Source organism: Cytobacillus sp. BC1816 (genome assembly GCF_051353635.1).
In the GTDB taxonomy this organism is placed as follows: domain Bacteria; phylum Bacillota; class Bacilli; order Bacillales; family Cytobacillaceae; genus Cytobacillus; species Cytobacillus oceanisediminis_C.
The window spans coordinates 1155685-1170000 of sequence record NZ_CP195611.1; the positions used below are offsets into that span (position 1 = coordinate 1155685).

Annotated in this window: 12 protein-coding genes, 1 rRNA gene and 1 pseudogene (1 of these 14 only partly in view); 10 read left to right on the forward strand and 4 right to left on the reverse strand. The window is 42.0% G+C overall.

Features of this window, described 5'->3' with window-relative positions; translation table 11 throughout:
• Nucleotides 1-118 precede the first annotated feature (118 nt).
• Nucleotides 119-283, forward strand: coding sequence for a hypothetical protein (locus ACR42H_RS06125; protein ID WP_436375111.1), 165 nt, complete (start codon nucleotides 119-121; stop codon nucleotides 281-283).
• A 13-nt stretch (nucleotides 284-296) separates the two neighbouring features.
• Here the strand turns inward: ACR42H_RS06125 and ACR42H_RS06130 are convergent, their stop codons facing one another.
• Together ACR42H_RS06130 and ACR42H_RS06135 are read right to left on the reverse strand one after the other, a co-directional pair.
• Nucleotides 297-4769: a glutamate synthase-related protein gene (locus ACR42H_RS06130; RefSeq protein ID WP_436375113.1), complete on the reverse strand. Its 4473-nt coding sequence runs from the start codon at nucleotides 4767-4769 to the stop codon at nucleotides 297-299.
• Nucleotides 4770-5180: 411 nt separating this feature from the next.
• Nucleotides 5181-6476 carry a glutamate-1-semialdehyde 2,1-aminomutase gene (locus ACR42H_RS06135; protein WP_113883213.1) on the reverse strand — a complete coding sequence of 432 codons (1296 nt, stop codon included), beginning with the start codon at nucleotides 6474-6476 and terminating at the stop codon, nucleotides 5181-5183.
• A gap of 193 nt (nucleotides 6477-6669) precedes the next feature.
• Here ACR42H_RS06135 and ACR42H_RS06140 point away from each other — a divergent pair, with 193 nt between their 5' ends.
• From ACR42H_RS06140 to bcp, 5 genes are all read left to right on the forward strand, one after another.
• Entirely contained in the window at nucleotides 6670-7677 is a 1008-nt protein-coding gene (locus ACR42H_RS06140) for an ABC transporter ATP-binding protein (RefSeq protein WP_436375115.1), read from the forward strand.
• Between the two features lie 33 nt (nucleotides 7678-7710).
• A complete protein-coding gene (locus tag ACR42H_RS06145) occupies nucleotides 7711-8502 on the forward strand; it encodes an ABC transporter permease (protein ID WP_436375117.1) in 792 nt (263 codons plus the stop codon).
• 3 nt (nucleotides 8503-8505) lie between these two features.
• Nucleotides 8506-9291, forward strand: coding sequence for an ABC transporter permease (locus tag ACR42H_RS06150; RefSeq protein WP_113883216.1), 786 nt, complete (start codon nucleotides 8506-8508; stop codon nucleotides 9289-9291).
• A 139-nt stretch (nucleotides 9292-9430) separates the two neighbouring features.
• The gene (locus tag ACR42H_RS06155; protein ID WP_009335854.1) at nucleotides 9431-9844 is read left to right on the forward strand and encodes a potassium channel family protein; all 414 of its coding nucleotides are present in this window, start codon (nucleotides 9431-9433) and stop codon (nucleotides 9842-9844) included.
• A 73-nt stretch (nucleotides 9845-9917) separates the two neighbouring features.
• A complete protein-coding gene (bcp, locus tag ACR42H_RS06160) occupies nucleotides 9918-10388 on the forward strand; it encodes a thioredoxin-dependent thiol peroxidase (RefSeq protein ID WP_436375120.1) in 471 nt (156 codons plus the stop codon).
• 201 nt (nucleotides 10389-10589) lie between these two features.
• Here bcp and ACR42H_RS06165 read toward each other — a convergent pair whose 3' ends face one another.
• Complete coding sequence (locus ACR42H_RS06165; protein ID WP_436375122.1) at nucleotides 10590-10937, reverse strand: hypothetical protein; 348 nt, start codon at nucleotides 10935-10937, stop codon at nucleotides 10590-10592.
• Nucleotides 10938-10999: 62 nt separating this feature from the next.
• Here ACR42H_RS06165 and ACR42H_RS06170 point away from each other — a divergent pair.
• Together ACR42H_RS06170 and perR are read left to right on the forward strand one after the other, a co-directional pair.
• A pseudogene (locus tag ACR42H_RS06170) lies at nucleotides 11000-11557 on the forward strand (cob(I)yrinic acid a,c-diamide adenosyltransferase).
• Between the two features lie 108 nt (nucleotides 11558-11665).
• Nucleotides 11666-12103, forward strand: coding sequence for a peroxide-responsive transcriptional repressor PerR (gene perR, locus ACR42H_RS06175; RefSeq protein ID WP_166672513.1), 438 nt, complete (start codon nucleotides 11666-11668; stop codon nucleotides 12101-12103).
• A gap of 112 nt (nucleotides 12104-12215) precedes the next feature.
• Here the strand turns inward: perR and ACR42H_RS06180 are convergent, their stop codons facing one another.
• Entirely contained in the window at nucleotides 12216-12572 is a 357-nt protein-coding gene (locus ACR42H_RS06180) for a YgzB family protein (RefSeq protein ID WP_009335859.1), read from the reverse strand.
• Nucleotides 12573-12722: 150 nt separating this feature from the next.
• Between ACR42H_RS06180 and ACR42H_RS06185 the strand changes: the two genes are divergently transcribed.
• Complete coding sequence (locus ACR42H_RS06185; RefSeq protein ID WP_113883218.1) at nucleotides 12723-13598, forward strand: nucleotidyltransferase-like protein; 876 nt, start codon at nucleotides 12723-12725, stop codon at nucleotides 13596-13598.
• 277 nt (nucleotides 13599-13875) lie between these two features.
• Nucleotides 13876-14316, forward strand: a 16S ribosomal RNA gene (locus tag ACR42H_RS06190) (it continues 1109 nt past the right edge of the window).

The following is a 14316-nucleotide window of genomic DNA, read 5'->3' on the forward strand; positions in this document are numbered from 1 at the left end:
GGTTTTGCTCATTATTAAACAATATTGTACTATACAGGGATATGGAAAGAAGTTCAAGGGGCATTTTCATGAAATTTTTATTAAAAGTTATTAAAAAAGATATGAGTCCCCAAATGAAGTGAAAAGTTCAAGAAAACGGATAAAAGTGCCGCAGGGCGAAGCCGGGAAACAGGAGGGGTACTTAAGTGTCGGAATCGTGCCGCTGGGCAGCCAGGAGCCAAAACAGAATAAAGAAGCCAAACTAAAACTAAAAGCCCCATCCGCAGAAACGGAAGGGGCTTGATTGGTACAGAACATCACTCTGTGGAAACAGAAGGATCTGCTTGTTCTTTGACTGGAATGACCTGAACGAAGTGGTCTTCTGGATGATTAAGAAGGGAAGCAAGCTTTAAAGCTTCCTCTTCCTGGCCTTGATCTTTCAACAATGCAACGTATTGGCCGAGCAGATCTTTTACATCTTCCTTTCCTTTATCTGAAAGAGAAGTAACAGAGACTTTTGCTCCCTTGGCAATTCTGCGCTGGATGGCTTCTTTTGTTAAGCCCATTTCCGGCTGGTGTCTTAAGTAAACAACACCGCCTGTCATTCCTGCGCAGATCCATGGACCAGCATCTCCCAGGACTAGGCCTCGGCCATTAGTCATATACTCAAAGGCAAATCCTTTAATATTCGCATTTGAACCGATATTGCCGTATTCCTTTTCCGGCAGCGGCTTTTCCAGCAGGCCGCCGATAATCATATCTGCTCCAGATAATCTGATTCCGGCACGGGCGTCAGCGTTTCCTTGAGCCACAAGCAAACCTTGCTGAGCGCCATAACCAAAGCCTTTACCAACAGAGCCATTATAAAACTTGCCATTCTTGCCTTTTGCTTTAAAGATTTTAATTTGTCCGCCGAAAGAAGTTTTTCCGATGCCATCCTGTGCTCCTCCAGCAACTTCGATGTTGATGCCGAAGCTGTTGTAAGCTCCAAGGCCGTTGCCCGGGATGGATCCGCCTTTGTATTTCAAGTCAACTTGCGGAAGAGTTTTATAAGAACCGTCGAGTCTGTCTCTTACACGGTGGCAGGACACTCGGCTTCCCAGTACTCGCTGCTCGGAAGTGATGCTATGGAACTCACGTGACTGATGTAATTCTTCCACACTTGCGTCCAGATACTCTGCTCCAACAGCTACTTGCAGCTGGGCTTCCTGCAGGGCTTCAGGTGTTTCCTGAACAGAGAATTGGCCGATTTCAAGTGTTTTCAGAAGGTGAGTCAGTTCAAGCTGATCCTGGCCCTTAATCTGTACAAGCAGGTCAGAACGCCCTACTGCATCCTGCAGGTTTTTTACACCAATTGAAGCTGCCAATGCCTTCAGTTCGTTGCCAAAAGCCGTAAACAGGTTCATGATGCCCTGGACAGCAAGGTCAAATTGACGTGGAACAAACCTTCTTAAACCATGTTCCTTTGCTTGGGCTTCTGAATCAATTTGTGTTGCAATACCGACATGGCAAGTATCAAGATGGCAGCCGCGGCATGTCGTACAGCCGATAGCAAGCATGGAAAGTGTACCAAAGCCTACACGGTTAGCACCTAGCAGCATAACCTTTAATACGTCTGCTGCACTCTTGATTCCTCCATCAGCCCAAAGCTCCACATTATCGCGGATTCCTGCTTCCAGCAGGGCATTGTGGGCTGCCTTAACACCAATTTCAACCGGAAGACCTACGTGCTGCAAGGCATGAATTCTTGCTGCACCTGTACCTCCGTCAAAACCGCTCAGTGTGATAATATCAGCGCCAGCTTTTGCAATTCCGACTGCGATGGTTCCAATATTCGGCACAACTGGCACCTTTACAGCAACTTTAGCTTTGTCATTGGCTGTTTTAAGCTCGTGAATCATCTGTGCCAAATCTTCAATTGAGTAGATGTCATGATTGTTCGAAGGTGAAATCAAATCCGATCCAATTGTTGCATTACGTGCTTCAGCAATTTTTGCAGTTACCTTGGATCCGGGAAGGTGGCCTCCTTCACCAGGCTTTGCACCCTGGCCTATTTTTATTTCCAGCAGGTTGGATGAATTAAGGAGCTCGGCATTAACACCAAATCGTCCTGATGCTACCTGCTGTCCGCGGGTTCTCGGATATTTTCCAAGCATATCCTTGATTTCTCCGCCTTCGCCGTTCAGGCTGACCATGTTCAAGCGATCAGCACCTTCAGCATAGGCTCTGAAGGCTGTTTCATTCTGAGACCCAAAGGACATGGAGGAGATGACAAATGGCAGGTCATGCTCGCCCACATTTAAGCTGATATCCTCAGGGTTTAGATGAGAAGCAGTTTCCTTAAATCCGGTTAAATGACGGATTGTTGTTGGATTCTGGTCTTCCTGTTCTGTGATTTTTTCCTTATATGCATTGTAGTCACCAGTGGAGGCAACTTCGCCGATCGCTTTCCAGATGCGAGGGAAAAGGCTGAATGTTTTTCCGATCCGCTCTTTTTCATTCTGGTAATCTTCTGCTCTTGCAAATGCATCTTCTTTTAAAGCGCTAAAGCTAAATGAAAGCTCCTTAGATCCGAAGAAGTTTACTATATTCAGGTATTCGGCTAATTCTTCGTGAAGACCAATGGCAGAGAATAAACGACCATAGCCTCTTAATTCATGAATGCCGATTGTTGAAATGACTTTTTCAAGTCCTTTAGTCAGAGCTGAGTATAAATTCTTCAGCGGTGTTTCAGATTCGCCAAGAACTGTCATAAACATATAGTAAGGACTTATAATATCAGCGCCTAAACCGAATGCTGTGATGATATCATGAAGCGATCTGATTGATGCTGAGCGCAGCAATAGGGAACATTCACGGCGCATAGCCTCTTTTACAAGAGCTTGATCGATTGCAGAGACCGCCAGGTGCGGATCAATCCAGTAAGCATCCTCCAGATGAGCATTGGCGTCGTCTAGTACAAGCAGGGTTTTGCCATTTTTGACAGCATCAACTGCTTCTGCTGATAAACGGTCTAAAGCTTCTTTTACCGTTTCATCTTTCGTAAATGTGGTAGACAAATAAGAAATCAGCTTTTGTTCCTGATAGAAGCAGGTTACCTGGTCGTAGCTCGGCTGATTTAGTTCATCGGAACAATCATAGCCTGCTTTGCCTTCTATCAAAATAGGAGTCTGCAATTCAATTACGGCCCCTGGCTCCTGTTTTTCAAATAAAGAAGGACGCTGGCCAATAATCGTGCGGGTTGAGAAATGCTCAGTTTCCCGGTCACGGTCAATGGCAGGGTTTGTAACAACAGCAACACTTTCCTTAATAAAATCTGCGATGTTTTTCCGTTGAGGATTTAATGCTGCTAAAGGGGAGTCGTGTCCAAGGGACCGAATTGGCTCCGCTCCTTTTTCTGCCATTTGTTCTACCAGGTGGACATGGTCTCTCTCCCAGCCGAAAGCTTTATACTGCCCATTATGAATCTTATCCGGATAGTTTACAGAGATGGTTTTCTCCAGTTTAGGAGATTGCAGGCGAATCCGGAAGTTATCAGAGTTCACTCTCTTTGAAAATCTGTCAAAAACTTCAGCCTGATAATGGCTGTGTTCGTATACGGCAAGTGTATCTCCGTCCCATTTTAAACCAACTTTTTCACCCGGTGAAAGCGGCTTAGGTTCATTTACATATTCACTGGATGAGATGATACCAGGCTCAGAAGAGAACAGATAAGAACTTTCAGTTTCCAGCATCCAAAGCGGGCGGAGACCCAGCGCATCGACACTGAAAACAGCCTCATCGGCAAATCGGGAAATAATTCCTGCTGGACCTTGAGCAAAATGTCCCCATGCTTCACGGATATAGGCGTACATATCCTGAAGGTGATCAGGGTATGATTTAATTTCATTCACGATAGGCGGGAACATAACATCCATTGCTTCAAACAGGGTAAATCCATCCCTGCAGATAAACGTTTCAAGTGTTCTGCTCAAATCCTGAGAATCACTGCCGTCTTTTACAAGCGGAACGCCAACCATTTTGGCTTCATCCCTAAGCTTGGCAATCGTGTTGATTTCTCCGTTATGTCCTAACACACTAAAAGGCTGTACGCGGAAAAAGCTTGATAAAGTGTTAGTGGAATAGCGATTGTGCCCAAGCGTCATTGTTGACGCAACAAGCGGGCTCGCTAAATCATGATAGTATTTAGGCAGAATGTCTCCCGCTCCCATTACTTTGTATACAGCATGATGCTGGCTAAGGGAAGCGACATGAACATGTTCGTCTTCTTCAAAGTCAACAATTAATTCAAACAGCTTTTTGGAAAGCTCTCCGCCATTCTCCTCTGCTAAACAGGCAAACTGCCAGAATACAGGATTTTCCTGGATGGCAATGGGACCTAAAGCTGAGGACTCGGTTACTTCGTCAGATGCATAAATAACCATTAGATTTGCGTCAGCAAGCTTTTGCAGCAATATGGCTTTAAGTGATTCCGTATCCTGCTTTCTGGACATAAACACATGTCCAACGACAAATCCTTCCTTGTCTGCTGCTTTAGAATCTGCTCCTGCTTCCTTTAACTTTTCTTTCCATAGCTCTCTTGGGATATCAATATGAATCCCTACACCATCGCCTTCTCCATTAATAAAACCGGCACGGTGATTCATCGTAACAAGTGCGTTGATACAGCTGAAAATATTTTCGCGGGTTGGGACTTTCTTTTTCTCCATTGCAGAAACAATGCCGCAAGCATCGTGCTCCTGACGGTAAAACTCTTTAAAAAGTGAAGGACTCCATTGCTGTAATGTCATAAAATTCGGCTGAAAATAAGGCTGTGCCTTAAAGCCGTTCACCTCCGGAAAAATAGTAATCTATAAAAATTTAATGTTTACGGGTTTTAAATGAGGCTGCTGCAAAGTTAATCTTGCTTTGAAAGGATAAATGCATAAGCATTTATTGAATGAATAGTTCGATTATTCGGGACAGGCTAATAATAAATTAAACTCTCTATGTCAGCGTAATCCGCTCTAACACAAAAGATTTCTCCCATCATATCATATGAATTTTCAGAAATCAATTATTTATACAAAAAGTTGGATATGATTTTGAGTGGGACATTGGTTTATGTATAAAAAATCCCCTTGTATGTAAACGTTTTCATTAGTGGAGTTAAAGAAAACGGAAGCATTTCTGCTTCCGTTAATGTATAAAAATATGAATATTTATTCGCCTTTTAATTGCTGAAATGCGTTTTGTACAGCGTGAATCGTTGCGTGGATATCTTCCTCGGTATGCGCGATTGTCATAAACCATGCTTCATATTTTGATGGTGCGAGGTTTATTCCCTGGTTGAGCATCAGCTTGAAGAACTTTGCAAACATTTCTCCATCTGTATTTTCTGCCTGCTCATAATTTACAACTTTTTCTTCCGTAAAGTAGATTGTCAGGGCACCTTTTAATCGGTTAATTGTAATTGGAATGTTATGTTCTTCGGCAGCTGCGCTAATGCCTTTTTCAAGCAATTCGCCAAGCTGGTCCAGATATTCATAGACACCTGGCTGCTTCAAAACTTCGAGACATGCAATTCCAGACAGAATTGAAGCTGGATTACCAGCCATTGTACCGGCTTGATATGCAGGACCTAACGGAGCAACTGTTTCCATGATTTCCTGCTTCCCGCCATATGCACCGATTGGAAGACCGCCTCCTATGATTTTCCCCATAGCTGTCAAGTCAGGTTTTACGCCTAACAGATCCTGGGCACCGCCATACATAAACCGGAAAGCTGTGATAACTTCATCATAAATGACTAGTGCACCGGCTGCATGTGTTAATTCGTTAACCTGTTCTAAAAACCCTGGCTCGGGTTCAACAATTCCAAAGTTGCCGACAATTGGTTCAACCAGGACGGCAGCGATTTGGCCGCCCCATTTTTCCAGCGCTTCCTTATATGGTTCGATTTCATTGAAAGGAACTGTAATCACTTCCTGGGCAATGCTCTTTGGAACCCCGGCAGAGTCAGGGGTTCCAAGTGTTGACGGCCCTGAACCTGCAGCAACCAGTACAAGATCGGAATGGCCGTGATAGCAGCCTGCAAACTTAATAATTTTGTCTCTGCCCGTATAGGCTCTTGCAACACGTATGGTGGTCATGACCGCTTCAGTTCCTGAGTTCACAAAGCGGACTTTATCCAAATTAGGCATTGCTTCTTTTAGCATTTCGGCGAACTTTACTTCATGAGGTGTAGGAGTTCCATATAATACTCCGCGCTCAGCTGCTGTTTTTATAGCTTCTGTAATATGGGGGTGGGCATGCCCGGTAATGATGGGACCGTATGCAGCCAGATAATCAATATATTGATTGCCGTCCACGTCCCAGAAATAAGCGCCCTGTGCACGTTCCATTGCAACCGGCGAGCCGCCGCCAACTGCTTTATAAGAGCGGGAAGGACTGTTCACCCCGCCGACAATATGTTCTAAAGCCTGTTTATGCAGCCGTTCAGAATTAGTAAATTGCATGTTAATCCTCCTGATAAAATCCAATTATACGTTCATCATTATTTTAACATGTTTGGAAGGGGCATCGTCCAATCTAAGGGGAAGGCGGACTATTCTGTATTTTAGAAAGCGGAAATAGAGCAATCTAGTTGTGAAGAAAGCGCTGTTTGTCTAAACTATTTCATTAGGGCATTAATTGGCAGGAGGAATAATGATGAATGAGGCAATAACAGTACGGAACTTAAAGAAGGAGTTTAAAGCTTATTCAAGCCGCTCAGGATTAAAAGGTGCTTTCCGTGATTTGCTTACTAGGAATTATAAAATTGTGCCAGCGGTTAACAATATCAGTTTTAATGTAAAGCAAGGGGAGATGGTTGGGTATATTGGTGAAAACGGAGCGGGGAAATCAACCACCATAAAAATGCTGACTGGGATTCTAACCCCAACCAGCGGTGAAGTGATTGTGAATGGAATGAATCCTCATAAAGACCGTGAAAAATTCGTCAGCACGATTGGAGTTGTCTTCGGCCAGAGATCTCAGCTTTGGTGGGATATTGCTGTACAGGAATCCTTCAGGCTGCTTAAGAAGGTGTACAAAGTTACTGATGAGCAATACGACAGCCATATGGCGCATGTCATCAAAACCTTAGATATTGAACCGCTGCTGGATAAGCCGGTCCGGAAGCTTTCACTCGGGCAGAGAATGAGGTGTGAACTGGCAGCAGCACTCATCCATAATCCGCCGCTGCTGTTTCTGGATGAGCCGACAATTGGGCTTGATGTGCTTGTTAAATTAAAAATCAGGGAGTTTTTAAAAGAAATTAATGAAAAATATAATACAACCATTCTGCTGACTACTCATGATCTGTCGGATATTGAGGCGTTATGCGAACGAGTGGTTATGTTAGATGACGGGAAAATCATTTATGATGGAACATTAAAAAGCCTGAAGGAAAAATGGGGAGAAGGGAAGGAGATAGAATTTCAATTTCTTGAAGAAGTGGATCTTAGCGACTTAAACAAAATTACGGCTTCATCGGAAGTAAAATGGGAAAAGGATGATAAAGAAGCGATCTTTACGGCCTTTACAGAGGATAATGATGAACTGATTTCCTTGTTGATCGCAAAAGTGGTGGCGGATTTGAAAGTGAAAGATATCAATATTAAAGAAACTTCAACAGAAGAAATTATAAGAAATATTTATGACCGGGGGATATCGTAATGGAAGGATTTATTTTTATCCGGGGGTATTCCTATGGATAAGTATATAGAAATGATTCGGATCCGCTTTTTGATGATGCTTGCCTACCGAACGAATTACTATACGGGCATTCTGATATACAGCATTAATATTGGTGCTTACTATTTCTTGTGGAGCGCTATTTATGGAGAAAAAGATGCGATTGAGGGAATGTCTGTGATCCAGATGTCGACATATGTGGCTGTAGCGTGGATGGCAAGGGCATTTTATTTTAATAATATAGACAGGGAAATGGCTGCTGAGATTAAAGAAGGGAAAGTAGCAGTGGAACTGATCCGCCCATATAATTATTTGGGCATGAAAACGATGCAGGGATTGGGAGAAGGAATATTCCGTCTCTTCTTTTTCTCGGTTCCGGGAATGGCAATTGTCTCGTTCATTTTTCCGCTCCAATTTTCTGCGGATTGGACTACCTGGCTTTTCTTTTCGGTATCGATTTTATTAAGTTTTCTTATTAATACGCAAATTAATTTGCTGACAGGCATTACCACTTTCTTCTTATATAATAATACTGGGCTTATCCGGGCGAAAAGAGTTGTGATTGATCTCTTTTCCGGTCTTCTGATTCCCATCAGCTTTTTTCCGGTCTGGGCACAGGATATATTAAGATTTCTGCCCTTTCAGGGTATTAGCTATGTGCCGAGCATGATCTTTACAAATAGCTTTTCAAATAATGAAGCTATCCAGGCTATCATTATGCAGGGGGTCTGGGTTCTTATTCTGATAATGCCAATTCAGGTTCTGTGGATCATAGCGAAAAAGCAGCTCATTATTCAAGGAGGGTGACAGATGTTTTATATAGCCATTTTCTTTCAATATGTTGCCCAATACATGAAAACAAGAATGCAGTACCGTGCAGATTTATTTGTTGAGATCTTTTCAGATCTATTATTTCAGGCAGTCAATTTAATTTTTATCATAGTCGTCTTTGGCCATACAAATCTTCTTGGGGGATGGACAAGGGATGAAATTATCTTTATTTACGGATTTTTCCTTGTTCCCTATGCATTGTTTTCATCTTTCTTTAATATTTGGGATTTTAATGAGAGGTATATTGTAAAAGGAGAACTTGATAGGATTTTAACCCGGCCGATCCATAGTCTGTTCCAAATCGTTTTAGAACGGATGGAACTTGAATCTCTTTTTGGGGCTGTTACTGGAATTGCGGTTATGATTTACGCCGGAAACAGTCTTGGTTTAGAGATATCCTGGACAGATCCCTTCTTATTCTTCTTATTTGTGATAGGTGGAATGCTTGTGTACGGAGGCATCTTTGTCATGATTGCCTGCATCAGCTTTTGGGCGGATGCCAGAACATCCATCATGCCGATGATGTACAACATCGGGAATTATGGAAGGTATCCAGTTGATATTTATAATAGTGTCATACGATTCGTCCTAACCTGGGTGCTTCCGTTTGCCTTTGTTGGTGTATATCCAGCTTCATACTTTTTAGGGAAAGAGGAATGGTTTTTGTATTCCTTTTTAACGCCTGTAATCGGTATAGTATTCTTTGGCATTTCGATTCTGACTTGGAATTCAGGTGTTAAGCGTTATCGTGGTGCGGGTAATTAAAGCCGGGTTAAATCCCTGGCTTTTTTTATGGGAAGAAATTCTGACTATTAGCAGAAAGACGTTTCAAAGACAGGCTGTCATATAGGATTGGCCATAAGCGTATAAATGAATTGATAAGCATTTCGAAATGAGGTGCAGTATGGCATTTTATTTATCGCTGATTTTAATCGTGCTGTGCATGATCATGAGTCTCCAGACTCTTTTTTCATCCGCCAAGATAAAGGGAAGATGGGTTTCTGTGGAGAATTTCCTTTATCTAATAAGTTTGTATGCAACGATTATGATTGGGTTTGGCCTTATATATATATGGCTTGATTTACATGGGCTGGTGGTTTTAATGGACGGCACTGACTATATGGAAACTGGTTTCCTCGAGAGACTGGAGACGGGTTTTTATTTTAGTGCGGTAACTCTTTTTTCTGTTGGGTATGGAGATATCAGTCCTGTTGGAATAGGCAGGCTAATTGCCGTATTGGAAGCGTTAATTGGTTATGTGATACCGGCAGCTTTTGTTGCCAGAGTAGTATTTGATGCTGGTGACCGCGTTTCATAATGCTATCAGTTGTTTTTGACCACAAAGTTGGATAGGCTTAGAGTAAGAAACCTATTCAACAGGAGGAGTAAAAATGGCAATGGAAATCGGTAAACCAGCTCCGGAATTTGAGCTCGAGGCCAGTAATGGCGAAAAGGTAAAGTTAACAGATTACCGCGGGAAAAATATTGTTCTTTATTTTTACCCGAAAGACATGACGCCTGGATGCACAACTCAGGCATGTGATTTCAGGGACAGTCATGAGAATTTTGCATATGTGAATGCTGTCATTTTAGGAATAAGCCCCGATCCGCTCAGCAGGCATGAGAAGTTCATTGAAAAGCATGGATTGCCTTTCCTGCTGCTTGCGGATGAGGAGCATAAAGCAGCAGATGCCTACGATGTTTGGAAACTGAAAAAGAACTTCGGGAAAGAATATATGGGAATTGAACGTTCCACTTTTATTATTGACCAGGAAGGCATTCTGGTTAAAGAGTGGCGCAAGGTTAAGGTGAAAGGGCATGTCGAGGAGGCACTGGAATATATAAAGGAGAATTTGGCCTAGCCGTAAATGGGTTGCCTATTTTTTAACAGAACAAGGCTTTTGTCCATTCCGAAGAACAAGTTTTGCATATCATTTTATTAGGGCATACCTCCTCAGATACTTTTTCGAAACGGACCTGAACGGGTTCGTTTTTTTTATGTATATTATTTCTGTCAATCGGCATGGGAGGATATGGTGAATAAACCAAAGATGGAATGGAGTTTATGAAAATTGTTTCTTCCATTTTTGCTTCCCCAAAAGAGCTGCAGGAAGAGGTAAGACTGGATTATCCTCAAGGGGATTTTCTGTTTTTTTTGACGGATTTGAAGCCGCAGGGGAGTCCTTATGTGCTGAAGTGTTTATTACATATAGAGAAGATCTAACAGCAGAATAGTTGAAATGCCTTTCAAAACAAAATAAGGAAGGCATCTTAATTACAAATGCAAGGGGAATCCATAAAATTTCTATGGCTGAGTTTACGTTTGGTACTATGTTAGGGCATGTTAAACAAACTGCTTGCTGAAAATGAAAAGGCCCAAGTCTGGTTGAATTTTTAAGTATAACCTTCATACATATATATAAAATAACAAAGATTATATTAATGCGATCGATTTTTGAAAGAGGGTATTAAGATGAGGATTTATACAAGAACGGGAGATAAGGGGACAACGTCATTAATATACGGGCAAAGATTCAGTAAAAAGGACATTCACGTAGAGGCATACGGCTCATGTGATGAGGCTAATTCTATGATTGGAATGGCCTTAAGCCATTTAAGAAGTGAGTATTTCAGCGGCAGAGAAAAAGTGTAACGGGTGTTTCATAAAGTGCAGACAGACCTGTTTCATGCAGGAGCAGAGCTGGCAACACCTGCTGGAAAAGAAGTAAAATGGACGATAAAGGAAGAGGGTATCACCTTCATGGAAAAGCAAATTGATGAGTGGGAAGCTGACATTGCAGCGCTTAATAATTTTATTTTACCCGGCGGTCATCCTTCGGGAGCTGCATTCCATGTGGCTAGAACGGTGGTGAGAAGAGCGGAACGATATGCGGTCCCGCTTGGCGAAGAAGTGAATCCGCTCGTTTTAGTTTATCTGAAGCGATTGTCAGATCTGCTGTTTGTTGCTGCCCGATTTGCCAACCATCATTTAGGCTCCGGTGAGCAATCGCTTCACGCTGAAAAAAGTTGATTCCCTCTATTACGGAGTTTGTAATATTGACAAATGTGGTAAAAAATTAGTACACTATTTATAAAGATTATAAAGTAAGAATATTTGTTGGAAAAGAGGTGCATGGCGGTGGCGCATATGGAATTAAAAGAGGCGCTGGATACTTTAAAAGACACTGGAGTCCGTATCACTCCGCAGCGTCATGCGATACTTGAATATTTAATAAACTCCATGTCACACCCTACTGCTGACGATATATACAAAGCATTAGAGGGTAAATTTCCAAATATGAGTGTGGCAACAGTTTACAATAATTTACGAGTATTCCGTGAGGTTGGCCTGGTAAAGGAACTGACATATGGTGACGCATCCAGCCGCTTCGATTTTGTAACCACTCATCATTATCATGTCATATGTGAAAGCTGCGGCAAGATTGTAGACTTCCACTATCCTGGTCTTGATGAAGTAGAGCACCTTGCTTCACATGTTACAGGTTTTAAAATCAGCCATCATAGAATGGAGATTTACGGAACGTGTCCGGAATGTGCAAGTAAAGAAGCTCACTAATAAATTATTTAAAGCTGCCGGCTGTGTGCTGTCAGCTTTTTATTTTTCCATAAAAAAACCGGCTGTCAGACAGCCGGTCCTTCTTGAACTTGAATATGAAGCAAGAGATAAATCAGCTCTGCTTCGTATTTTTTTTGTTGTATTTTTCATCAAATTCAACGCCCTCAAGTTTTGGATCGAGCGTTAAAGGTTCATTGCAGTACATGCACATATCAACCCGGCCAAGCATCTTTGTATGTTTTCCGCAATTTGGGCAAACCACCTGCACGGTCTTTGTTGAAAGCATGCCGATCCAAAAATATACACCGGTGCTAGCAAGAATGCAGAGCATTCCAAGAAGCATAAATATTGTCATGAGAAGAGCGGAATTCCTAAAGAATATTCCGAGATACATAACGATAAATCCGATAAAAATTAAACTAAGGGCAAATGTGCGAATCTTATTGATTTTATTTGAGTACTTAGCCATTCTGCTCCCTCCTAAAAACTAACTATACCATACTCCTTTTGCTTAAATAAATATTAATATAGAATGGTGTCGAAAAATGTCTCACATTTAGGAAGGATTTCATTTATAATTGTCGAAGATATACGCTATCAATAAAATGGAGGAATTATGATGGAAGATATTCTCCGTCCTATATATCAAGAACGGGCAAGCCAGACAAACACTCTTGGCGTGATAATGACCGAAAAACTGCAAAAAGCTATTCCTGCTACGGATACATTTGATGCTGTACTGCTGATCCTTGTAGAGGAAGCAGATGAACCTGTGTTTGTTAAACATTACACATATAAAGATAAAAAAGCTGCTCTTCATATCGTGACAGACAAGCAGCTTCGCGAATGGATCCTGCTGGGGTCGAACCGGAAGATCTTCGATTGGCTTTATAATGGGAAAGTTTTATTCGATCGAAATGAATATATTCATAACCTGAAGGTGGAATTAAGAGAATTTCCGTTTTATGGACGAAAATTAAAAATGGGTCTTGAGTTTGCCAAGCTGATCAGAAGATATATGGATGGCAAAGCCTTTTTTGAAAATCGCCATTATTTTGATGCCTATAACCATATTGTTCATTCCCTTCATCACCTGGCCAGACTGGCTGTTATCGAAAATGGATTCCATCCAGAAGTAACTGTCTGGAACCAGGTAAAGCAAATTGAACCAGAAATAATGAAGCTATATGAAGAATTGGTGAATAGCCAGGAGCCTCTTGAAAAAAGACTGGAGCTTCTGTTTCTTGCAAGTGAATTTTTAATTCATTCAAGAACTAAACAAGGAATCAACCATCTTGCAGATGTGCTTGCTGAAAAAGATGAATGGTCCATCCACGATATTATGAACCATGAGGAGCTTTATCTATATGCAGTTGACTTAAGCATGCTTCTTGAGTATTTGATTGATAAGCATTTTATCGAAGTAGTAAATGTGGAAACAAAGGGTCAAGGAATTTATCACAGGTATTACAAGCTCAAAAAAAAATTATCGTAAAAAAACTTTAAAAGTTATTGACCTTTATTTAAATCCTTGTTATATTTATATCCGTCGCTGCGATATGAACGAAAAACATTTTCACAGACGGCGGATAACTTATAAAAAAAGTGTTGACAACTAAAATCAACACATGTTATATTTATAAAGTCGCTTCTGAGCGATTAGGTAAAATATAGCAAAGGGAAATTGTTCTTTGAAAACTGAACGAACAAAAACGTCAACGTTAAATCATTAGTCTTTTTTGAAAAGACAACTTATGAGCTTAATCAACTCTTATATGGAGAGTTTGATCCTGGCTCAGGACGAACGCTGGCGGCGTGCCTAATACATGCAAGTCGAGCGGACAGATGGGAGCTTGCTCCCTGAAGTCAGCGGCGGACGGGTGAGTAACACGTGGGCAACCTGCCTGTAAGACTGGGATAACTCCGGGAAACCGGGGCTAATACCGGATAATTCTTTCCCTCACATGAGGGAAAGCTGAAAGATGGTTTCGGCTATCACTTACAGATGGGCCCGCGGCGCATTAGCTAGTTGGTGAGGTAACGGCTCACCAAGGCAACGATGCGTAGCCGACCTGAGAGGGTGATCGGCCACACTGGGACTGAGACACGGCCCAGACTCCTACGGGAGGCAGCAGTAGGGAATCTTCCGCAATGGACGAAAGTCTGACGGAGCAACGCCGCGTGAGTGATGAAGGTTTTCGGATCGTAAAACT